Raw genomic sequence first — 24046 nt, 5'->3', positions numbered from 1 at the left:
ACGCTAAAAAAATCTCAAAAAATTCCCCAATGTCTTTCCATCTTTCCACCGCAGCAATTAAAAAACCCGTTCCCACCTTAGTCGCCTTTTTAATTCTGACCGTGGTGGGATTGATGTCCTTCGGACAATTGGGAATTGACAATAACCCCAATATCGACATTCCCGCCGTCACCGTCACCGTCACCCAACCGGGGGCCGGACCGTCGGAACTCGAATCTCAGGTGACCAAACCGATTGAAGATGCGGTCGCGGGATTGGGGAATATCGACGAACTCACTTCCACGGTGACCGACGGGATCTCGACGACCACCATTAGTTTTGTTTTAGGAACGGATAGCGATCGCGCCACCAACGACGTTCGCAATGCCGTTTCCCAAATTCGGCAAGAACTGCCCCAAGATATTAACGATCCGATCGTGCAACGGTTGGAATTTGCCGGGGGACCGATTATGACCTACGCGGTCAGTTCCGAGGGGCGATCGGTCGAAGAATTGAGCGATTTGGTCGATCGCACCATCAGCCGCGCCTTACTCAACGTTCCCGGCGTCGCCCAAGTCAATCGCGTCGGCGGTTTAGACCGGGAAGTGCGCGTCGAACTCCATCCCGATCGCCTCAAAGCCCTCGGAATTACTGCTACCGAAGTCAACGACCAAATCCGCGCCCTCAATATCAACCTTCCCGGCGGTCGCAGCGACGCCGGAGGACGGGAAAAAACGATCCGCACCCTCGGTAGCGCCCCGGATGTCGCCACCCTGAGCAATTATGAAATTCTCCTACCGTCGGGAGAATCGGTTCCCTTGTCCAGTGTGGGCGAAGTCCGCGACGGGTTCGCCGAAGCCCGCCAACTGGCGAGGTTTTGGGAGGTGGGCGAATCCCCGTCGGAGAACGGCGAAATCGCCCGCGCGGTGGTCTCTTTCTCGGTACTGCGATCGACGGGGAGTACCTTGGTCACCGTGGAAGAAGGGGTGCGCGAAGCGGTCGCCGAGTTGCAAACAACCTTACCGGAGGATCTCGATCTCAAGCTGATTTTCACCCGGGCCAATGCGATTCGCGATTCTTATCAAGCGTCGATCGATGCGTTGGTGGCGGGGTGCGTGTTGACCGTGTGCGTGGTCGGTCTGTTTTTGCGCGACTGGCGCGCGACCTTAATTACCGGGATTGCTTTACCCCTGTCGATCGTCCCGACCTTTATGGTGATGCGATCGCTCGACTATACCCTCAACGGGATGACCTTGCTCGCCTTATCCCTCGCCGTCGGGAACTTAGTCGATGACGCCATTTGCACGATCGAAAATATCGACCAACATTTAACGATGGGGAAAAAGCCCTATCGCGCGGCGATGGATGCGGCCCGGGAAATCGGCTTGGCGGTCCTGGCGACCACGGCGACGATCGTAGCGGTCTTTTTACCCGTGGCATTTATGGGGGGCGTTCCCGGTCAGTTTTTCCAGCCCTTCGGCGTGACCGTATCGGTTTCGACGATGTTCTCGACCTTGGTAGCGATGACGATGACGCCGATGTTAGGGGCGTATTTGTTAAAGCCGAAGGTAAAAACGAGTACATCCGAAGGGGCGATCGCCGTCCCCAAACTCGGGTTGTACCGTCGTTTGCTCACTTGGGGATTGCGTCATCGGATCGCGACCTTGTTAATTGCAGTGGCGTTATTTATCGGCAGTTTGCAATTGGTGCCGTATATTCCCAAAGGCTTATTCAGTAACGGGGATACGGGACTGAGTACGGTCAATATCGAACGGCCCCCCGGTTCGACCCTCGAAGACACCGATCGCACCATGCAGCAGACGATGGCGTTATTACAGGACGACCCGGCAGTATCGAGTATTTTAGCCACTGCGGGAACGGGAGGCAGCGATCGCGCGGTCAATCAGGCGACCCTTTACGTCAATTTAAAACCGAAGGCAGAACGCCCGGTGACCCAGCAGGAATTCGAGCAGCAAAGTCGTCAAAAATTCCTGCAAATTCCCGGGGCGCGGGTCAGTTTCCAGTCTTCCGGGGCCGGGGGCGGCAGCAAGGATTTATCGATCGTCCTTAAAAGTGAGAATCCGGCGGCGCTGAAACAGGCGGCAGATGCCCTAGAAGCGCAAATGCGCGGGATTGCGGGCTTGGTGGAAGTCAGCTCGACGGCGAGTTTGGTCAAGCCGGAGATTTTAATCGAGCCGGATATTGCCAGGGCGGGAGATTTGGGGGTTTCCGTGCGGGCGATCGCCCGCACCGCTTCCCTGGCGACGATCGGGGATAACGAGGCGAATTTGGCCAAATTCGACTTGCCGGACCGTCAAATCCCGATTCGGGTGCAAATTGCCGAACGCTTCCGCGAGGATCTCGATACGATTAACAATTTGGAAATTCCCCGCCAGACCGGGGGAACGGTGCCATTAGCGGCGGTAGCCCGGGTTTCGATCGGCAGTGGTCCGGCTCAGGTCGATCGCTACGACCGCGCCCGTCAGGTCGTGGTCGAAGCCAATTTACAGGGAATTTCTCTCGGGGATGCCTTAGCCGAAGTGCAGGGCTTACCTGCGATGAATCCCTTACCTCCCGGGGTTTCCGAGCAACCTTCGGGAGATGCGAAGATCATGCGCGATATTTTCAGCCGCTTTTTAGGGGCGTTGGGATTGGCGATCCTGTCAATTTATGCAATTTTAGTGCTGCTGTATAACAACTTTTTGCACCCGGTGACGATTATGGCGGCGCTGCCCTTGTCGATTGGGGGGGCGTTGTTGGGGCTGATGCTGATGCAGAAAGAATTGGGGTTGTTCGCGTTAATTGGCATCGTGATGTTGATGGGATTGGTGACCAAAAACGCGATTTTGCTGGTCGATTGTACAATCGCCAACCAACAGCAGGGGATGAAGCAATTTAGTGCGGTCGTGGAGGCGGGGATCTCCCGCCTGCGTCCGATTTTGATGACGACTCTTTCGACGATCGCCGGAATGATGCCGATCGCCTTGGAACTGGGGGCGGGGGCTGAAGTGCGCTCCCCGATGGCGATCGCGGTAATCGGCGGCTTTTCGACTTCTACCTTGCTCACGTTAGTGGTCGTTCCGGTTTTGTTTACCTACATCGACGGGTTACAACGGTGGATCGTCGGCCTATTTACCGGGAAGTCCCGCCGTCGCCACCGTCTGCGATCGGTTCCTTCTAAAACTGGGTTATCTATAAAATCAAAATAAACGCCGAATCGAGCCTGTAGGGCCGATCTTTCCCCCGGTGGGACGGGCAAGATGCCCGCCACTGTCTCAAGATTCCTCTAGATTTCTCGATCGTCGTCCAGTTGTTTCTAGAGGGAAGCCTCCGCAATATCAGCCGACCAAACCCGATCGCAACGCCAAGACTGCCGCTTGGGTGCGATCGTCGGCGCAGAGTTTATTTAAGATATTGCGGACGTGAGTTTTGACCGTTCCCACGGTGATGTAGAGTTTTTCAGAAATTTCGGCGTTGTTGTAGCCTTGCACGATTAACTCCAAGACTTCCAACTCGCGCTCGGTGAGTGGATAGGCTTCGAGGATTTGGCTGACTTCCGGTTTGGGACCTTTGATGCTCACCGTATTGTCCGCCGTCTCTCGTTCCGTTTGCGATTGACGTGCCTGTTTGAGAACGATCCCCGCGATCGCCGGATCGATCCAGGAATTCCCCTCGTGAGTCACTTTGACGACTTCTAGCAACTCGTCAAAATTAATATCTTTCATGCAATAAGAATCGGCCCCGGCAGCAAAAGCGGCCAAGACGGCATCTTCGCTATCCTGAAACGTCAAAATTAGTACTCGGGTCGGATTTTTGTCGTCCTCCTGAGCTTGTTTGAGGCGTTGGGTCACCTCGATCCCGTCCATATCTGGCAAGCCAATATCGACGATCGCCAGATCGGGATGAGTATCGAGAATTAACTTTAACCCAGACTTGCCGTTGGGCGCATCTCCGATAAATTCCAGTTCGTCCGACTGCTGCAAAGCCGTTCGGATACCGATCCGGGTCAAGTCATGATCTTCGACTAGAGCCACGCGAATTTCACTCATTTTCCACCTATCTTTAATGAAACTTTGAACTGAAGAACTGGGAAACTCCCCCTACAGATAGAGGTTAAGAGGGCAACCCTCTCGATACAGTTAAGTTATCTAGATCTTAGGCATTTTTGCCGATCTTCCATCCTTCCGGGAGTCGAACCCTTCGACCCTCGGCCTCCACAAGACTCTCGAATTGGCTTTATTCAGGGGCGGTCGCGCGTTTTTCCCGAATTAAAAGCAATAAAGTGATTCGAGAAGACTTGAGGTAATTTTAGCGTTTGTTGATGGGTTGGTTTGGAAGGGAGCGATCGGCAAATGTTGGGACGTTGAAATTCGTTTTTCAATCTCCTGGTTTCGGCACCTTAGATAATGATACCTTATCGCGGTTGTAGGGGCGATTCGCGAATCGCCCCTACAGAAAATTCGATCGCAAAGGGGGGATTGCCGTTCTTTTTGGAAGTTGACCAAAAGGGTGAATTTGCAATTTTAACGGCTCAATTGTAGCGATCGCCGTTCTGATTGTCGCACTGACGGAGTTGTGGAGAATTACCCAAAAGGTTAAGAGGACTTGGCCTAAATCGAGGGTTTTGTCGAACCGTTCGTAGGGTCGATCGCTCTTCCGGGCGATCGCACAAATCGAACAAGCGAACCATGAAAATCAGGAAAGCCTATTGACAAGGAATAAAAAATAAGAAGACCCATTTTTTAGAGACAAAAATGAAACTAAACTAGCTTATATTTTAAATCGATCCAAGTGTAGAATCGGGTCTTGAATTGCCGATTACTTTTGGCAAGGAGCGATCGGTTTTCCGGGGTCAAGTCGCGATTCTCCTGGAGAAACCCGGCGCGATCGCCGTAGGGGCGATTCGCGAATCGCCCCTACTCTCGATTCATTCGATTCAAGGGCTAAATAAAAGAATTGCATATTGTCATTTAAAAACAGTTGACAAGCAGATAAAGACCGATGAAACAACGTCGAGATCCCATCGCCGATCCGGAACCTCAACTCTCAAGGTTGGCCGATCGCCCGAACTGTAAATCAGGGCGTTCTTTCGCCGAGGACGACTGGATCGACCTGTTACCTCAAATCGTCTGGAAAGCCAATCCCGACGGGGCGATCGGCTATTTCAACCGACGTTGGCAAGCCTATACGCACTTGGAACCGGAGCGCAGTTTGGGATGGGCTTTTTTAGAAGCGGTCCATCCTGAAGACCGCCATAACCTCCAAAGTACGATCGCCCGCGATCGCGCCGGGTCTCCCCAGGAAAAGCGCGGCGATTGCCAAGAAGTCGCCTTTCGCTTGCGCGGCTGGGATGGAGCCTATCGTTGGATGTTAGCGCAGGCGAACCCGAAATACGACAAAAACGGCAAAATTGTCGAATGGTGGGGAACCTACACCGATATTCATCCCTTCAAACAAGCGATTCGCTACATCGAACGACGACAAAGTTACCTCGCCGAATGCTTGCAACAGCTTTCCCTATGGATGGGGGGCAACGAGTCGAACTCCAAGGAGAATCTCAACAACAATCCGAAGGGGTTCGAGGGCAAACAGTATTTGCGCCAAGGGTTGCAAGAAATTAGCAGCGCCTTCGCGAATCGCCCCCAATTTCCCCTCAAAGATGCCGAGGGATCCTTCTCCCCGTCCGATCGCCAAACGTACCGATGGATGGCCTTACTCTTGCAATTCTTCCGAGAAAATGATGGATTGGGGATCGGCGATCGCGCCGGGTCTCCCCAGGAGCATTGCGCGATCGAAAACAGCTCGACCGACGACGGCTTCAACAACGCACGACCCCACGACCCGAACTCCCCAAACCGGATCAGATCCCTCCCCCACCACTTGCACGCTTTTTCCCCCTTTGGTATGGGAACCGAGACACGCTGCGGTTCGGGGTGGAGTTTACTGCTGCCGAGCATCGGATCTTCTTCGAGCGTGCCGAGCCATCCTGCCCTCAAACACAACGGGCATTTCGGAGCGATCCAACCCGAAAATATGCCCGATTTCCGACGTATGAATGACGATCCTACACCTAACGCAGTCAGGACACCCTGGCGGGAGAAACAACGGCTTTACCGTGCGGTAGTCGATGCCCTCACAGAAGGGATTCTCGTCCATTCCACCGACGGGACGATCGCCGAGAGCAACCACAGCGCCCAACAGATTTTAGGACTGTCGGCGGAGCAAATCGAGGGTCGTTCCTACGGTGACTCCCGTTGGCGGGCGATCCGCGAAGACGGTTCCCCCTTTAACGCCGACACGCACCCGGTACGAGTCACCTTGGAAAGCGGGCGATCGCAATTGGACTGCACCATCGGGATCCACCAGCCCGACGGTAAGCTCTGCTGGCTTTCTCTCGACTGCATCCCCTTATTCCATCCCGGGGAACCCCGGCCCTACGCGGTGGTTTCCGCGTTTACCGAAATTGCCAAAGATCGGCAACGGGAAAGAGCATTGCCAGAGCGCGAACCACGCGATCTCCCGATCGCCGAATATTCCACCGATCTGATTTCGCGGCACGATCGCGAGGGGGTTTACCTGTACGCTTCCCCGGCGTGTCGTCACCTGCTCGGATACGAACCGGAAGAACTGGTCGGACACGACTGGCGCGAGTTTTTCCATCCCGAAGACCTCGCCGCCTGCGCGATCGACGATTTCGCCGACAATAGAGCAGGTAACGGAGATCGCCCAGGGTCTCCCCAGGAGCATCGCGACCCCTCCCGTACTTTGACTTACCGCCACTGTCGCAAAGATGGCACCTACATCTGGTTCGAGACCACCATGCGACGGGTGCGCTACGATCGCCACGGCATCCAAGAAACCGAAACGATCGCCGTTTCTCGCGATATCACCGCGCGCAAGCAACAAGAAGCGGAAATTCGCGCCCTCAATGCGGAACTCGATCGCCTCCTACGCAAGCAAAGCTTACAACTCGAAGCCACCAAACAACTCAAAGATGAATTAGTCGTGCGCGAAAAGTCGGCCCTGCAAGCCGCCGAAGCCGCCCAAGCGCGCTTGAGTGACGAACGAGCGCAAATCGCGGCCTCGCGCCTGTTTCAATCCCGCGCCAGCACCTTATTAGCCGCCTCCCTCGACTACCAAACCACCTTAGAAAATCTCGCCGACGCGATCGTGCCGGAATTGGCCGACTGGTGCGCGATCGACGCGATCGAAACTCCCTCCGGAACGACCCGGGGAGCGACCCGATCCAGTCGCTGCTTGGCCGTGGGTCACGTCGATCCCGCCAAAAAAGAGCAAGTCTGGGAGTTGCAACGGCGCTATCCCGTGGATGCGGACGGCACCTATCCCTATTTCAAATCTCTGGCGGCATCCCATTCCCCCAGTCCCGGCGCCTCTACGGGAGTGAGACCGGATGCGGTGTTTCACTTGACCGAAGCGGCGGATTATTGTTTGAAGATCGAACCGGAAGAACTCGATCGCGTCGCCGTCGATCCGCAACAGTTGGAATTACTGCGATCGCTGGGCTGTAGCGCTTATATTTGCCTGCCGATTCGCTTCGGACATCAAACCTTCGGCTCGATCCTGTTGGTGCGCGGGCCGTCCGGTCGATCGTCGTCGTCCACTCCGGGATGTTATACGGAAGCCGATCTCGCCGTTGCCGAAGATTTAGCCCGTCGGGCCGCTTTGGCGATCGAAAAAGCCCTCCTCTATCGCGAGGCGCAAGAAACTGGGGAACGGTTGCGCAAAACGGTTGCCAGTTTGGACGAGCAGAAACGGCAACTAAGTACGTTGCAGCAGTTAGCCAATCGGCTCAACCAACAGATTGCCGATTTGCCGGAGTTGTTGCAATTAATGGTCGAAAGTGTCTGCAATGCGATTCCCAGCGCCGAGTTCTGCGCGATCGTCCTGCACGACCACGACAGCGACGTGCTGCAATTGCGCGCCGCCGCCGGAAGCGGTACGGAACATTTACCCCTGGGTAAACCGTTGGCGACCCAGGATTCCCTACTGCACGAGGTGTTTTCTACGGGAACGGCTCACTTGCGCCAGCACCCGATCGCCGTCGGTAGCGAAGGTGAGGGGATAGACGTAGGTGAAATTCCCGCCGCCGTCTACGCGGTTCCGATTGAATCGGCGCAAGCGGGACGGTTGGGGGTGCTGTTGGTCGGTAACTGGCAAAATTCGGAAAGTTTCGATCTCGAAAGTCGCCGTCAAATGGTGGTTGCGGTCGGCGAACAAGCGGCGATTGCTATTAATAATGCCCGCTCGATCGAGATCCTCGAACAACGCGAGCAATTGCTCGAAGTGCAGAATCAGATCCTGGCTCAGCAAAATCAGGAACTCGACGCCAAACGAAAGCAAATTGAGTTACAAAATGCCCGATTGCGCGAAGCCTCCCGCCTCAAATCCCAGTTTTTGGCCACCATGTCTCACGAACTGCGAACGCCGATGAATGCGGCCCTCGGTTTTGCTCAAGTGTTGTTGCGATCGCGGCGCCATCCCCTTGCGGCGCAACAACAGCAAATGGTGGAGCGGATTGTCGAAAATGGCAGGCATTTGCTGCAGTTAATTGACGATATTATCGATTTATCGAAGATCGAAGCGGGCAATTCTCAACTCAAGTTGCAAGAGTTCGAGTTAGATTTGCTCGTGCGCGCTACCTGCGAGGAGTTGAGAAATTTGGCCGATCGCAAAAATCTAGCGTTGGAAATCGACATCGATTTAAGCGATGCGACGGTTTATAACGATCGCCTCCGCCTGCGACAGGCGATCGCCAATTTGCTCTCCAATGCGATTAAATTTACCGAATCCGGTTCGATTCGCGTTGAAGTGAGCGAAATCGGTTCGGAGGCGATCGCGATCGCCCTCATCGATACGGGGATTGGCATTCCTAAAGCCGATCTCCACCATATTTTTGAAGCTTTCCGACAAGTGGATCAAACCACGACCCGCAAGTATTCCGGTACGGGTTTGGGATTGGCGATCGCTAATTCTTTGGTCTCCCTTATGCAGGGGAAAATCACGGTCGAAAGCGAACTCGGGCAAGGTTCGACGTTTCGGATCGAACTCCCTCGCCGCGTCCTGGGTTGAGATTTTAGATTTTAGATTTTAGATTAAAAATTTGAAATTTAAGCCTCCATACAGGATGTAGATTGAATCGAGATTGAACATTCGGCGATCGCCGCGATCGCTTGTCCTTTTTAGTGCCTATTTTTATTAGTGCCTAATTTTAATGGCTTAAATGAATTGAAAATTAATTATTTCTCGATCTTCATAAACCTACACTCACTCATTGATTTTCATCTCTAGAAAGACTACAAGACCCACTTTAACTATTCCGCAAAATTGGCCAAATTTTAATATAGCAATTCTCAATGTTGTCAATGTTGTCAAAGCCATCATCGATTGGTTGAGTTAGTGTTTCCACCGGAAGGATAGGTCGAGTGGGTGTAACTCGCGATCGTAAAAAAGGCCGTCCCTCCCAACTTCTAATAACTTCTCACCTCTTCTTGCTTGGGTCTTCTTACCTTTTGGCTGTTGGCTATAACCTCTAATCCCTTCCCTTCCAACTCCCCACACCCCATCCCAATTGCTACAATAAAAAACGACCTTTATCCCCTAAATAGGAGGCTTCCCGTTTATACTCGTCCTTTAGCTCGCCTCATCGAGCAACTGCAACGTTTACCCGGAGTTGGACCCAAATCAGCTCAACGATTGGCTTTATATCTGATAAAGCGTCCCGATGCCGAAATTGAAGCCCTCGCCGAAGCTCTAATTCAAGCCAAACAACAAGTCGGTTTGTGTCAGCAATGCTTTCATCTTTCTGCCGAACCCATTTGCGAAATTTGCCGCAATCCCAATCGGGATAAAAGTACCATTTGTGTCGTCTCGGAATCGCGGGATTTAATTGCTTTAGAAAAAACTCGCGAATATCGAGGACTGTATCACGTTTTGGGGGGCGTTATTTCGCCGATGGACGGTATCGGACCGGAACAGTTAACCGTCGAAGCCTTAGTGCGCCGAGTCAGTCAGGAAAAAGTGAAAGAAGTTATTTTGGCAATTAATCCTAGTGTCGAAGGAGAAACCACAACCCTCTATGTCGGACAATTGGTAAGACCGTTTACGAAAGTAACTCGAATTGCTTTTGGATTGCCGATGGGTGGAGATTTAGAATATGCGGACGAAGTCACTTTAGCCCGCGCTTTAGAAGGACGCCGCGAGTTAGAATAGAGTTAAAATCCATCGAGAAAGGGACGCGCGACCTGCGTCCCGGAATCTGGGAATTCCTCCCTGTAAAAATAACTTGAAACTAAAATTGTGCGATCGCGTCACAACTTACCGTAAGTTCATGGATTTAGAAATATTTTCAATAATTTAAAAGATTCCTGAATTGTTTAGTAAACCTCAGAAAGAGCCAAAAGTTTTTCACCCCTACAGTCGTTCTCCTAAATGCAGGAATAAATACAGGAATAATAGATAAGGTCTGTAAATGTCTCTCTATTTAACATCGATCGATCTTTACTCTACAAAGATAAAAATATTCCAATTCAACTGATAGACGATGTACAAATATATCAGCGCGATCGCCGGAACGATCGTCGTTTCTGCTTTATTTCCCCCCTTATTTGAAGGATCTTCAATGTTTCCTCCTTATTTGATTGTTTTTACAGCTATTCTCGTCATTCTGACGGCGATCGCCATTTTAATTCGCCTCGGAATTTATCAGCATTTGCGATATCTCAGTCACCGCGTCAGTTACTTAATCGACCAAGAACCGCGCGGCAAAAAGCCGAAAATTGTCGAAGAACTCGAACGCCGGGTGTATGAAATGCACCCCAATTTAGAACAACTCAATACTTCCGCCCTCATCGATCGCGTTTACAGTCAATATCTCTATCGCAACGAACAATTAGATTATCTCTGTCGCTTTTTTCCCAATTTATTACTCGCATTAGGACTCCTCGGAACCTTCCTCGGAATTACGATCAATCTCAATCTTTTAAGTCAAACGATTAACGAATTTGGGGTAGGTAGTATTGACGATTTGATTACCCAGGTTCAGCGACCGTTACAAGGGATGGGGATTGCTTTTATTAGTAGCCTGACGGCAGTCACTTGTAGTGCCATTTTAACGATTGTCAATCTATTACGAAATACGACAATTGCTAAATACCAACTGATCGGAAATTTAGAAGACTATTTGACCAATATTTACGAACCTGCATTAGGCAAGCGATCGCCTCTCGATAAAGCCGTCGATCGCATAGAAGGGTTATTAAATAACTTAGGGGATCGATTTGCGATCGCGGTCAGTCAAGCTGTCGAAACTTCTTTAGGGGGTAAAGTAGACCAAATCGTTGAAGGAAATCGCGAAGCCAATCACCTAGCGACACAAGTGTACAATCGCTTTATGGAATCCGCCAGTTCGATGATGTCTGGCGCAACTATTTTTCGCGAATCCGCGCAAACCTTTGAACGCACTCAATTTGCTAATAAATTAGCGAATTCGACGGAACATTTAGCCAATACTCAGCGCGATTTATCGCGATCGGCTGCAGTGTTAAATCAATCGACTCAGGCGATCCAACTGGCGATCGCCTCCCTACAAAGTACGAGTCAAGAAATGATTCATTTAGGCGAACAAGTCGGCAAGATTAGTAAAAAATCCACTCAAGTTCTCGACGTCACCGAAGCGAACCAAGCCTCCCTGGGTCAAATTGTGGCGCAACTGCAACAAAGCGCCGAGATTTTCCATTCGGTGATGAAAACCATCGACGCTTTACAAAAACGGATGACAACGCGGGGCGATCGCTTTGTAGAAGTCCAGGGAGAACTGACGCGATTGGTGGATCTTTTACAGGTTTATACGGAACAAATGAATATCGGAATAACAAAATTAGGCGATCGCCTCGTCGCTGCTTGGCGAGAAGAAACTTCCCCGGATCGCGATCGCGGACAAGTCGTCGCCTCTCGTATTTCTAAACTCGGAAACGATCTCAATTCCGTACAAGCACAACTCACCGAACTCGTCCAGTCTTTAAACAGTCCCGAATCCGCAGAAAACACGTTAATTCAACCGCCAATATCTTCTCAAGAAGACAATACCAACCCCTTCAATCCGAACTTATTAAATTCTGAAGAAGACGAAAAATAAACTTCTAAATAGAGCGCCCATTGAATTTGGCAAAAGGTCTACTATTTCTAACCACCCGTCTGCTGAATGGAGACGACGCAGACCTTGACATCGTCACCGGGTTGGTCGGTCGCCGGGCTGGGGTAGCACCGGCAGACTGCGACCGGTCTGTAATCAGCTACTGATCAGCGTCTGAGCGAGCCCGATGTAGAGCGGTATTCCCAAGGCAATCGCAACCGGGGTGCCGACGGCTGTGGACGCGCCGATGTAAGCGGAGGGATTGGCCGACGGGATCCCAGCACGCAAAGTGGGCGGTCCGGAGATGTCCGAACTGGAGGCGGCGATGACGGCCAGGAGAGCGACACCGCCAGGGCTGAATCCCGTAGCGTAGTGGGCAATCATGCCGAGACCGAAGGCGATAAACCCATGCAGCAAAGGTGCCACGAAGGCATATATAGCGTACCACTGAGCCACTTTACGCAACTCGTTAATCCTCGACCAAGCCTCCATACCCATGACCAGCATCAGGATCGAAAGCAAGCCTCGGAAGAGGGGTTCGTAGAAGCTGTCAACAACACTTTCCGGACGGGTTAGCAGGCCAAGAGCGAGGCCGAGCAGCAGTGCCGAGAGGGCAGACCCCTGGAGGCTTTCCTTGACGATCGGCCAGATCTCGACCCGATTGCTTGCGGCACCGCGCTGCTGATTGCGATACTCCTGCCGGGTGGTGGGATACTCCGGCTCGCTGGGATAGCCGCCTGCGGCAACGGGCTGCTTGCTGAGAGCCTCCTGCTTGCTGAGATTCTCTTCTGCGGCACGGCGCTGCTTCTGCTTGCTTGTATAAATGCTGGCCACGACGATCGCCGTCACGAGCGCCGGGATGTCCATGAAGGGATAGAGTGCGCCGGCCCAGGGCTCGTATGTGATACCTTGCGCTTCCAGTACCGTGATTCCGGCGGCGAGGGTAGAGCCACTCACGGCACCGAACAAGCCTGCGGTCGCAATGGCATCCGTGGTTTTGACACCCGGCAAGTTGGCTAGTGTGTAGCGCCCGATGAACACGATCAGAATCCCGACTACTGCGGCGAACAGCGCGGGCAAGAGCATCTGCGCCAGATCGGCATTGCGGATTGCAACGCCGCCCTTCAGGCCGACCTTCATGAGCAGCATGAAGACGATGAATTTATAGATCGCATCTGGAATTTGCAATCGGCTACCGAAGGCGGCAATGATGATACCACCTATGAGAAAGCCGAGCGTCGGGGACTGCAACTGCGCCCCGAATTTCGTCAAGAACTCGGATAAAAAATCCACGAATCGAATACCTCCTTCCACCTCCTCTAACGAGGAGTGATTATTGTGATAAGTGAGCTTTAAAAATTAAGGGTAAAGCGCTTCCCCCCTACAACACAGGGGTTATGCTAGAACCTTTTGACAGGGGGTTCGGAGAGGGTTGTTCTCCGAATGGGGATCGAAGGTGTCGCTGTCGTGCAGGACTTCCTATAGATCGAGATCTATTAAGACCTGAATCTCGATGTGTTTAAGTCTATCCTGAAATGTACAGATTTTTGCGCTCTCTAACATGGATTTGAAATACAATGTCAAATTCAAATCATAAGTTTTTCTTTTTTTTGTTTGGAGATCCCCGCTTCTGGTTAATCTGAATTGCGATCGCCTTTCTCAATGGGACATGCCGTTTACCAAAGAGTAAAATGAGTATCATTCCCTCTGTTGGCTGATTTGCGCCGTCCTTTGTGGCGATCGGACTCGGAGTGTCCAGCTTATCCCCCTAGCAAACATCCATTAATGAAATATCAATCAATTAAGGGCTTTACCAAGTGGTGCGAAGAACGATCGGACCTGCCGCCTGCCACTCAACATACAGTTGACCCACTCTTAACCATCGTTGGCCCCCAAGATTGCGCCGAGGCGGATGCGCTCGTAAGCTAAGAAGATACTCTGGTGCTAGAGTGATTTGAGTTGCAGAACTTACAACCACTGCCTGGCTTGACTCAACTCACCTAAGTGTCGCCAAGCATCAACCAGAGTGAAGATCTTACCCCGTTGCGATCGCTCAAAAACCTCAAACATCTCTTCATCGGCAACAATGCCACTCGTGATTTAGTGCCTCTGAGTGAATTGACTACCTTCGAGATCCTGGCTCTCTACAACAACGACATCAGAAACCTGTTGCCCCTACAGCACTCGGGCGATCTGATGAGGTACAGTGCCGATCCTCCTATCCCCCCTTCGCCCCCCTTTCAAAGGGGGGTTGGGGGGATTTCGGGGAGAACGAGGAAAGCTGACTGCCTGACACATCTTTTCTAATTGACAGTATGACCAGGTTTACAAACAATGGAGCGAACTCGATCAAACCAGATGTGGTCATAATAGTGATGCTTGGCTTTGAGGGAGGCGAAACAAGGTTGAGGGTCATTGGGTAACAACGCAACGCAAGGCAGCAAAGTCCGTCCTTTATGAATTACCCCTCGCAGCCAGCGGAGTCCAATTTTGAGATAGCTTATACCACGTCGCCAATGCGGATCTACCTGTTGCCTGAAGCCAGCGATCTGCACCGCCATGCCTTGGGAGGTAGCAAACAGCAAGGCAATAGCAGCGACCAGATAAAGGCGTTCAAGGGCGGCAGCAGAGCGCAAGCGTGAGTCTTCTAACTCAAAAGCACCCGACTTGCTATCCAAAAATAATTCCTCTACCTGAAACCTTTTGGCATACTGCCAGAGTGTCTGCAAGCTCGGAGGTTCATCAGTGACCACTGCCCAAGATTCTTTAGCTCCCTGTACCGTTGCAATGACTAAGTTACAGCGATGCTCGCCGTCAAGCCACAAGCCCACATTTTGATAAAGTCTGGCTTCGCCGAGGGGAGGATAAAGCGTCCCAACCTTCAAAGGATAACGTCTTGTGGTGTGGATCAAGACATCACAGGGTAATCGCAGACAGTAATGCCAGTGGCTGTGCCGTAACCATTTCATTAATTCATGATTGGCAAAGCCTCGGTCGGCTAAGAGCATCACATCCTGATGATGCCGCAACAGCCATCGAGCACGGCGCAAAACCGGTTGGTACTCCTCAAAGGCAACAGTGGCACTGCCATGTTCTAGGACTCGCCACAACAAGGGAACCGCCCGTCCACAGCACACTACCGACAGGTGAATCATGCAAAAGCGCTCCCACAAAACCGTCGTATCCAAGGCTAAATACAATCGCTGTTGCTTCCATCCACTCAGAGCCGCTAGCACCAACGGTAAGTAAATCGCCATCACGCGAATGCGGTTATTGTCCATAAATCGTTGCCAGCGCCGCTCCGTACTTTGCGCTTTCTTCGCTCGACTCAACACATATGGCTCCCATGCAGCCAGATTCAATTCTCCGCTATAGAGCAAGGCACTCACCATCCATGCCAGCGCTTTTAAGTGGCGCCAATCGCAGACGCGGCTATGTTGACTTAATTGATTGAATAGTTGACCATACAAATGGGTAGAGGTTCTCATGTGTTTAGGCTGTTGTGTGGTAACTCTAGCTTCTCATGATTCTCTACCCTCTTCGCTCATGTCCTCGTGCTTCTTGGCTTTCACCTACTTCTGTCAGGCAGTCAGCGAGGAAAGTCCCCCTTTTTAAGGGGGATTTAGGGGGATCTAAATGTCTTGCATAGCAGAGGAAAATGCTGTATCGGCCCTGACACAGCTACTTTGATGTTATTGCACAGTTACGCTTCAAAAGGTAAAGTAATGTTTGTTATCAAAAAAACTTGGGTCTAAAACCCCGTCCTTGCGGAACGACTTTGACAATTTTTCCCCTACAATACAGTCAGTCGCCATAGGGCATTGGGAGACTTTAAACGGGCGTGGAGAGACGGTAACACTACTGAGTAGCCAGTCTCGGTGAAGTGTCAAGGAATCACCGCTCCTTGAGGACGGTGAGGTATGTCAACGAGTACAAAAGCAAAGCAAGTACAACTCAATACTCTGCCATTGATGAGGCAATTCGCACCGTTCAATTCGTGCGAATTAACTGTCTTGGGTATTTGATGTATAATCAAGGCGTTAATTAAGTACAACAAGAGGTAACCCACATGACCCAGCAAACCAGCAAGCTCGTCATTGTCACGGAAAAGTTGTTGCTGAAAAAGATCGCCAAGATCATCGACGAAGCCGGGGCTACCGGTTATACGGTGGTGGCTGCTGGCGGTAAAGGGAGTCGCAACGTGCGATCGTCGGGACAACCCACCGTTGGCGATTTCTACTCGAATATAAAAATCGAGATACTCACCGCCAATCGAGAGATCGCCTTGAAGATCTCGGATGAGGTTGCAGCGCGGTTTTTCGACGATTATTCGGGCATCACCTATATCTGTGACGCGGAGGTGCTACACGCGCACACGTTCTGACCCAAAACCCCTTAGTGGTGCAGAAAAGTCGTCTACGGTCAAAGGTTTCATCGTGAGAACGTCACCAGCGTTGAGAACTCAATCCGAGAGTTTCACGACCTATTCCCACTGATGGATCTGTAGCCGTTGCCACAGGTGCTTAGGATTGAAACCGCGATCCGCCAGGAGTGTCACCGAACACCCAGGCGGAATTTGCTTATGTTTCCTCGCCAACATCACTTGATAGTCCTCGAAGGCGACACTGGCACTAGGGGGTTCCAAAACCGTTTGCACTACCCTCAGCGAACGATCGCCCCAGATCGCAGTCCCCTCCGCCAGACAATCAAGTTGCAACAATTTGAACTCAAACCAATCAAATCAAAAAAAGGGGAAGTGCGATCGCATTTCCCCTCTGGAATCTTAACCCTTGTTGTCGTTTGTTGTCGTTTCGGTGGCCAACCGTCCGCGATTTATCGAGCTTGTCTCGTCGAAACGGACGGTTTGGCCCTTACTGGAGTGAATTTGCCCTTAGCTGACGCTTACTTTGAAGACTTTATGTTTTTCTTCGTCCGCTTTCGGTAGGTGCACTTTGAGAATGCCGTCTTTGTAGTCGGCTTTCACTTCGGTATTTTGGATTTTCGCAGGTAAGGGAATCACGCGGCTGAATTTGCCATAGCGGAATTCAGTGCGGGTGGTTCCACCTTCTTCGCTGCGGGTTTCGCTGCGGCGTTCGCCACTGATGCGGACGGCTTCGGCGGTGACTTCGATATCGAGATCGTTCGGTTCCATTCCTGGAACTTCTAATTTCAAATCGAATGCGTCTGGGGTTTCGTCGAGTTCGGCAGGGGGGGCAAAGGCGATTCCGGTGCGTTCTCCGTCGGGGGAGAGACTTTCAAACAGGCGGTTCATTTCCCGTTGCAGGCTATCGATTTCCCGGAAGGGTTCCCAACGAATCAGTGCCATAATTCTCGACCTCCTGAGTTTCGCTGCTGTAAGTGGATGAGGTAGGTTTGGATGAGTTGGTTTGTACCTCTTTCTGTTATTTACTTTATCGAGGTCCGGCGATCGCCCGAGTTCGGTTTTGTGCCTGCAAAAGGTGCAAATTGCCGCACTCCACGAACCACAAAGGAGGTCAGTGTAGCGTTTTTTTCTAAAAATAAACAATAACCATAGAAAAGGGACGAAACTCACCGGGAGTTTCGTCCCTTTTCTAAACTGGATCTAATTTTCGCTCCGTTTCAGGGCTGCGAGAATTTAGAAGCGACTGCCACCGGGTTTGTGAACGATGAAGCTGAGGATTTGGCACTGCTTCACGTTATCGAAACCGACGATGCGGATGAAGCAGTTGGGATACTCGGAACGGCAGGCTTGAACTTCGCTGAGCACTTCTTGAGTAGAGCGAGCGCCGAACAAGGGCAGTTTCCACATGGTCCAGTAGTAGACCGTGGGATCGGAGTCTTCGTTAAACTCGATCGCCGGAATGTAACCTTGGTCTAAGATGTACTGGACTTGACGGGTAATTTGGGCGTCGGTGAGGGGGGGAAGATAAGAAAGAGTTTCGTAACGACGCTCTTTAGGCAGAGTTTTCATGGGTTGCTTACTCGATATGCTCGTGGATCTACGATGAATGCTTGATGGGGTTGGCCGGAGCCAAAACCCGAAGGGTCAACTGGAATGCTCGTCTGCGTTCGGCTTGGAGGCGGTGTCTTCGCGATCGCGATCGCCAACACTAATGCTGGTCATCCGCTCCAGATGTTGCCGTCGATGTTCCATGTTGGCTTGTTGGATATTCGTGCGAACCATTTCCGGCAAAAAATCTGAAATTTCCTCCGCCAAATGCGCTCTTACCGTCATCATCCGTAAGGCTAAATCGGGTTTGGCCTGCATCAAATCTTCCAGATAGGCTTCTCCATCTTGCATTTTGTCGCTTTTGGAAAAGCTTTGCAGCCAGTAAGCTAAAGGTGGATTCGTTTCACTTAACTGAGCCATCACGGTTCGCATCGCCTGATAGGTTAAATAGCTGGCGAGGACTTTGGCCGTACTTTTGGCAATCTGTTTGATATCCATAACGGTTGTCAATGGCGATCGCGTGAGTTGCTTGTAGCGAAGTTTTTTATTCTTCTCAAATCAGATGGAGCCAAATGCTCGATTTGGATACACCACCTTACCCCCTTTCCCTGCGGCAAACAGCAGTGAGGGATACTTTGAAATCCACAACTCCCTTTGAGGCGATCGCGCCCGATTGCCAACGCTTCAGGCACTCCGTCCACCTGCGGCTAACAGGCGATCTCGGGGGAGGTACAAGATGCGCTCTTGCTCTTTCCCTCCCACCAACGATCTCGATTAGACCGTATCCATCGCCTCGAACTCGAACTTGATTTCTTTCCAGAGTTCGCAAGCGGCAGCCAGTTCGGGACACCAGCGCGCGGCTTCGCGGATCACGTCGTTCCCTTCGCGAGCCAAGTTGCGGCCTTCGTTACGGGCTTGGATGCAAGCTTCGAGAGCGACACGGTTCGCGGTCGCACCGGGAGCGTTCCCCCAGGGGTGACCCAAGGTACCACCACCGAACTGCAGCACGGAGTCGTCGCCGAAGATTTCGACCAACGCGGGCATGTGCCACACGTGGATCCCACCGGAGGCAACGGCCATCACGCCGCCCATCGAGGCCCAGTCTTGGGTGAAGTAGATCCCGCGAGACTTGTCTTGTTCGACGTAATTTTCACGCAGCAAGTCCACGAAGCCCATGGTGATGCCGCGTTCGCCTTCGAGTTTACCGACGACGGTTCCGGTGTGGATGTGGTCGCCACCGGACATCCGCAAGCATTTCGCCAAGACGCGGAAGTGGATCCCGTGGTTTTTCTGACGGTCGATCACGGCGTGCATGGCGCGGTGAATGTGCAGCAACAAGCCGTTATCGCGGCACCATTTCGCCAAGGTAGTGTTGGCGGTGAAGCCAGCCGTCAAGAAGTCGTGCATGATAATGGGCATTTCGAGTTCTTTGGCGAACTCGGCCCGTTTCATCATTTCTTCGCAAGTCGGGGCGGTGACGTTGAGGTAGTGACCTTTGATTTCGCCCGTTTCCGCTTGAGCTTTGTGGATGGCGTCGGCGACGAACAAGAAGCGATCGCGCCAGCGTTGGAACGGCTGCGAGTTGATGTTTTCGTCGTCTTTGGTGAAGTCCAAACCGCCGCGCAAGCATTCGTAAACCGCACGACCGTAGTTTTTCGCGGACAGACCCAGTTTCGGTTTGATCGTGCAACCGAGTAAGGGACGACCGTATTTGTTGATCTTGTCACGCTCGACCTGAATCCCGTGGGGCGGGCCTTGGAAGGTCTTCAGGTAAGCAACCGGAATCCGTAAATCTTCCAAACGCAAGGCACGCAAGGCTTTAAACCCGAACACGTTCCCCACGATCGAGGTCAACATGTTGGTAACGGAGCCTTCTTCAAACAGATCCAACGGATAAGCAACGTAGCAAATATATTGGTTATCTTCGTTGGCAACAGGTTCGATGTCGTAGCAACGACCTTTGTAGCGATCCAAATCGGTCAGCAAGTCGGTCCACACAGTGGTCCAGGTCCCGGTGGACGACTCAGCCGCAACTGCAGCTCCTGCTTCTTCCGGCGGCACTCCAGGCTGCGGGGTCATCCGGAACGCTGCCAAAATATCGGTATCTTTGGGAGTGTAATCCGGAGTGTAGTAAGTCAGTTTATAATCTTTTACCCCAGCGTCGTAGCCGGATTTTGACTGCGTTTGAGTCGAACTGTAAGACATAATCCCCCTTCCTAGGAATCTTCTAAACTTTCCGCAGCCTCGCCTGTCTCCCAGTTCCCTTTTGAGTGCTTTTCGCGCTCCCAGGTGGTGGAACCTGTAAGTCTCTAGCTCCTGCTCTGGGGGGGTTCACGGAATCAGCAGGCTGCTTGCGTTCGTTTGCTAATTAAATATATCAGGAATCCGATAAGATAAACTTCAAATATCTTTTATTCTCAGATAATTATTGTTTATCCCCTGTAGCAAAACTTAATTTTTTGTTACATCTTAAAATTGCCTTTTTATGGTATGGAAAGGGAGTGCGGACGGAAAGGGATCGTCTTTGACTGAAGAAGGGGCGATCGCCGAGGGCATAACAATAAATCTTTACGAAGGGGATCGACGCCGGGGATCGCGACTGGGGGATCGAAAGTCGGGAGGGGGACGGCGTGGTTGCGATCGCCCCGATTGGATCGAGAATCAACTATTTATTGACTGTCGAGCATTTTCATGCAGTTCACCGAGCTTCACTGCATCAATCCCGATTGTTCGCGACCGTTCCCTCAAAGTGGGGGGAATCAATTTTGTCAAAGTTGTGGCACGCCCTTGTGCGTGGCGCGGCGCTACTGGGCTTTACAAAAATTAGGAACCGGGGGATTTGCGATCGCCTATCTCGCTCACGACAGTCGCGACGATCGCCAATGCGTACTCAAAGTCTTAACCGAAACCCAACCGAAAGCCGTCGAACTGTTCGAGCAAGAAGCGCGGGTATTAATGAATTTGCGCCATCCCGGAGTCCCTCGGGTAGAAGCAGACGGCTATTTTCTCCTTCACCTGAACTTTCCCCAGGCGCGATCGCTGCCCTGTTTGGTGATGGAAAAAATCGAGGGGGAAACCTTACAACATCTGCTCGATCGCCATCCCCAGGGCTTTAGCGAATCTCAGGTAGTGGACTGGCTCAACCAAACCCTCGATATTTTAGAAGAGTTGCACCGACATCGCATTATCCACCGCGACCTCAAACCCGCGAATTTGATGGTGAGGGCGACAAGCGGACAGATCGTGGCGATCGACTTTGGCGGCGCCAAACATCTCGGCGCCGTCCAGGGGAGTTCGACCCGCTTATTTTCTCCGGGCTACAGTCCCCCGGAACAAATCGCCGGAGGATCGGTCGGCCCGACGGCGGACTTCTATGCGTTAGGTCGCACCTGCGTTCACTTACTGACTGGAAAACCGCCGGGAGAATTCGACGATCCGATGACCCTCGAATGTCGCTGGCGTCAGGCGGTGGCGGTTTCCCCGGTATTGGGAGCCGCAATCGATCGCGCGATCGCCGGGCGTCCGGAAGAGCGCCCCGCCGATGTCGCCGAATTTCGTGCCATTTTGGGCAATCTCTCGGGAATCCAGACCCTCGTCCGCCAGCGAAAACCGAGTCTGGGGGCGATCGCCTGGAAGCAAACCGCGATCGCCTTGCAAGTCGTGGGAACCGCGCTCAAACGAGGAGGAGGAGCGATCGCCCGGGTCACTCGCTTCGCTGGTGGGGCGATCGCCGCCGTCGTGCAAACCAGCTTGAGCGTCCTCGGTTGGAGTTGGCGCGCCTGTTGGGATACGCTGATGGGAATGTTGCTGGGCGGACTCGGCGCCAGCATTGGGGCGAGTGTCGGCTTCGGTCTGACTTACGGATCCCGGGTCGGACTGCGACTGAGCGATCGCCTCTCCGGCGCGATCGCGCAATGGTTTCCCGGGGCGGAGGTGGCGATCGATCCGGTGGTGTTACTGTTTGCCTTCGCCGGACTCGGAACCGCCCTGGGATTGACCGAAGCAGGGAGTTTCGGACAACATCGCCGCTTTATCATCGCCGGGGCGATGGGGATCTTTGGATATAGTTGTGGGGCGTTGACCTTAAATCGGAGTTTATTTGGTGAGGCGATCGCCGTACCGGAGTTAGTGATTTTCAGCGCGATCGCGATCGCTTCGGTTGCCCTCGGTTTGGGATTGCCGCGTTACCAGCTTTTTCACGCCACCGTCAGCGCGATCGGCACCGCCACCTTATTAATGGTGGGTTTATACGCTTTTTCCGCCCCCGCCTGGTTTCCCTTTCTCACCCTAACCACCGCTCCCGGTTGGCCTGAATTTTGGGAAAGTCTCGTTTTTTTCAGCCTTTTGGGAATTCTCGGCAGTTTTTGCCTCGGCGTTAGCTATTATCTCCTCGTTCCCTTGTTGCGATTGCTCGGTTGGCGCTGAAGCAGGAAGAGACAAGAGACAATAAGTCATTGGCGAACTGTCCCGCAACTCCTCAACATCGGCATCCTCCAACTTCCCGCCAAAATACCTACCCCACTCCCCACGTCCCCCATCTAAAATTTAAAATCTACAATCTAAAATCTCCTTATGCCAGTTACCCCCCAGGATTTGAACCAATGGAAACAGCAGGGGCGTCGGATTGTGGCGCTCACCGCATGGGATTATGCTTCGGCGCGGTTGCTCGATCGCTCCGGAGTCGATCTGATCCTCGTTGGAGACTCGTTAGCGATGGTGTCGTTGGGGTATGAAACGACCTTACCCCTCACCCTCGATGAAATGCTACACCATGCCAAAGCCGTGCGGCGCGGGGTGGTCAATGCCCTCACCGTAGTGGATTTACCGTTTTTGACCTATCAAGAAAGTCCCGAACAAGCTTTGCACTGTGCGGGACGGATTTTGAAAGAAACCGGGGCGCAAGCGGTGAAGTTAGAAGGGGGTTATCCCGAGATGGTCGCTACAGTCAGCCGTCTGGTTCGCGTTGGAATTCCCGTACTCGGTCACGTGGGGTTGACCCCCCAATCGGTGCATAAGTTGGGCTATCGCAAGCAAGGAAAAACCCCGGAAGCGGGGGAAAGAATTTTAAACGAGGCGATCGCCCTTGAAGAAGCGGGAGCGTTTGGGGTGGTGTTGGAGCATATTCCAGCACCACTAGCCCAGCGCATTACCGATCGCCTCGGGATTCCGACGATCGGCATCGGTGCGGGTCCCCATTGTGACGGTCAAATTCTCGTCACTCACGATTTACTCGGACTGAGCGATCGCCAGCCGCCCTTTGCCAAGGTTTATGCCAATTTGCAGCACACCATTGGCGAGGCGATCGCCCAATACAGCACGGAAGTTAAAGAAGGTCGCTTCCCGGAGGCATAGCCCCCGCATATTTACCCGCATATTTAAGGGTTTTTGCCTCAATCGAAACGTAGCGATCGCCGGGAGATGACGGCGATCGCTACATTTTTGAAGGCGTCCGAGCATTTAAATCACTGCCCGCATTGTGGGCTTGTTGAGAATTATTGGGGTCGATCTTGACCGACGGATCGCTGAAATGCTGATTCTCTCGTTAAGGCAAAATTAGTATGCAATTGCCCTATTTTGTTGGCCTCGGCATTATTGTTGATAGGCGCGTACAATGGTTGAATCGAAGGCAGCATCTTCGTTATCGGCATCCTCAGCTAAGACCTCGAAAACCTGCTTCCAAACCCCCTTTTAGATCCCCGGGTATGGCGGGTATGAATAACCCAAAAATTGTCAAACCACTCCGGTAAATTTTGCCAAGAAATCCCTGCACGATAACGATAGAGAACCGCTCAGACAAATCAACGATTATCTTTGGCCGTTCCCCCGTGCGACCCCTTTCAACCCGGGAGAAGAGGTTCTATTTTTTCCCGTTGGCGATCTCCAAGAAGGGAATGGCCCATCGTGGTTTCTGTTTTATTGATGAATTAGACTTCTCTTGACTTGACATACTGCCTTCTATTTATCAACCTTTTTAATTCATGGCA

14 protein-coding genes and 1 pseudogene are annotated in these 24046 nt (G+C 52.2%); 7 read left to right on the top strand and 8 right to left on the bottom strand.

Features of this window, described 5'->3' with window-relative positions:
* The first annotated feature begins 29 nt into the window (after positions 1–29).
* Entirely contained in the window at positions 30–3188 is a 3159-nt protein-coding gene (locus JJD41_RS04525; protein ID WP_200664903.1) for an efflux RND transporter permease subunit, read from the top strand.
* Positions 3189–3317: 129 nt separating this feature from the next.
* Here JJD41_RS04525 and JJD41_RS04520 read toward each other — a convergent pair whose 3' ends face one another.
* Positions 3318–4028, bottom strand: a complete 711-nt coding sequence (locus JJD41_RS04520; RefSeq protein ID WP_200664902.1) for a response regulator — start codon at positions 4026–4028, stop codon at positions 3318–3320.
* A gap of 952 nt (positions 4029–4980) precedes the next feature.
* On the opposite strand from JJD41_RS04520, the gene JJD41_RS04515 reads away from it, so the two are divergent.
* The 3 genes from JJD41_RS04515 (at position 4981) to JJD41_RS04505 (ending at position 12133) form a co-directional block, all read left to right on the top strand.
* Entirely contained in the window at positions 4981–9069 is a 4089-nt protein-coding gene (locus tag JJD41_RS04515) for a PAS domain S-box protein (RefSeq protein WP_200664901.1), read from the top strand.
* A gap of 507 nt (positions 9070–9576) precedes the next feature.
* Positions 9577–10209 carry a recombination mediator RecR gene (gene recR, locus JJD41_RS04510; RefSeq protein ID WP_168571827.1) on the top strand — a complete coding sequence of 211 codons (633 nt, stop codon included), beginning with the start codon at positions 9577–9579 and terminating at the stop codon, positions 10207–10209.
* A 331-nt stretch (positions 10210–10540) separates the two neighbouring features.
* A complete protein-coding gene (locus JJD41_RS04505; RefSeq protein ID WP_200664900.1) occupies positions 10541–12133 on the top strand; it encodes a methyl-accepting chemotaxis protein in 1593 nt (530 codons plus the stop codon).
* Between the two features lie 153 nt (positions 12134–12286).
* On the opposite strand, the gene JJD41_RS04500 is transcribed toward JJD41_RS04505, so the two are convergent.
* A complete protein-coding gene (locus tag JJD41_RS04500) occupies positions 12287–13423 on the bottom strand; it encodes a sodium-dependent bicarbonate transport family permease (protein WP_200664899.1) in 1137 nt (378 codons plus the stop codon).
* Positions 13424–14433: 1010 nt separating this feature from the next.
* Positions 14434–15618 carry a transposase gene (locus tag JJD41_RS24635; RefSeq protein WP_234488498.1) on the bottom strand — a complete coding sequence of 395 codons (1185 nt, stop codon included), beginning with the start codon at positions 15616–15618 and terminating at the stop codon, positions 14434–14436.
* 581 nt (positions 15619–16199) lie between these two features.
* Here JJD41_RS24635 and JJD41_RS04490 point away from each other — a divergent pair.
* Entirely contained in the window at positions 16200–16514 is a 315-nt protein-coding gene (locus JJD41_RS04490) for a P-II family nitrogen regulator (protein WP_200664898.1), read from the top strand.
* Between the two features lie 507 nt (positions 16515–17021).
* On the opposite strand, the gene JJD41_RS04485 is transcribed toward JJD41_RS04490, so the two are convergent.
* From JJD41_RS04485 to JJD41_RS04470, 4 genes are all read right to left on the bottom strand, one after another.
* The gene (locus tag JJD41_RS04485) at positions 17022–17456 is read right to left on the bottom strand and encodes an Hsp20/alpha crystallin family protein (RefSeq protein ID WP_200664897.1); all 435 of its coding nucleotides are present in this window, start codon (positions 17454–17456) and stop codon (positions 17022–17024) included.
* A gap of 291 nt (positions 17457–17747) precedes the next feature.
* Positions 17748–18083: a ribulose bisphosphate carboxylase small subunit gene (locus JJD41_RS04480; protein ID WP_168568957.1), complete on the bottom strand. Its 336-nt coding sequence runs from the start codon at positions 18081–18083 to the stop codon at positions 17748–17750.
* Between the two features lie 75 nt (positions 18084–18158).
* Positions 18159–18560 carry a RuBisCO chaperone RbcX gene (rcbX, locus tag JJD41_RS04475; protein WP_200664896.1) on the bottom strand — a complete coding sequence of 134 codons (402 nt, stop codon included), beginning with the start codon at positions 18558–18560 and terminating at the stop codon, positions 18159–18161.
* Positions 18561–18836: 276 nt separating this feature from the next.
* Complete coding sequence (locus tag JJD41_RS04470) at positions 18837–20267, bottom strand: form I ribulose bisphosphate carboxylase large subunit (RefSeq protein ID WP_168568955.1); 1431 nt, start codon at positions 20265–20267, stop codon at positions 18837–18839.
* Positions 20268–20753: 486 nt separating this feature from the next.
* Here JJD41_RS04470 and JJD41_RS04465 point away from each other — a divergent pair, with 486 nt between their 5' ends.
* The gene (locus JJD41_RS04465; RefSeq protein WP_200664895.1) at positions 20754–22487 is read left to right on the top strand and encodes a serine/threonine protein kinase; all 1734 of its coding nucleotides are present in this window, start codon (positions 20754–20756) and stop codon (positions 22485–22487) included.
* A gap of 147 nt (positions 22488–22634) precedes the next feature.
* A complete protein-coding gene (gene panB, locus JJD41_RS04460; RefSeq protein WP_200664894.1) occupies positions 22635–23414 on the top strand; it encodes a 3-methyl-2-oxobutanoate hydroxymethyltransferase in 780 nt (259 codons plus the stop codon).
* A gap of 243 nt (positions 23415–23657) precedes the next feature.
* Here the strand turns inward: panB and JJD41_RS24630 are convergent.
* A pseudogene (locus tag JJD41_RS24630) lies at positions 23658–23962 on the bottom strand (transposase); the annotation flags it as partial.
* Positions 23963–24046 lie beyond the last annotated feature (84 nt).

The organism is Oxynema mangrovii CENA135, assembly GCF_016632315.1.
In the GTDB taxonomy this organism is placed as follows: Bacteria; Cyanobacteriota; Cyanobacteriia; order Cyanobacteriales; family Laspinemataceae; genus Oxynema; species Oxynema aestuarii.
The sequence above is the reverse complement of the archived record's forward strand: the minus strand, read 5'-3'. Positions and strand labels throughout refer to the sequence as shown.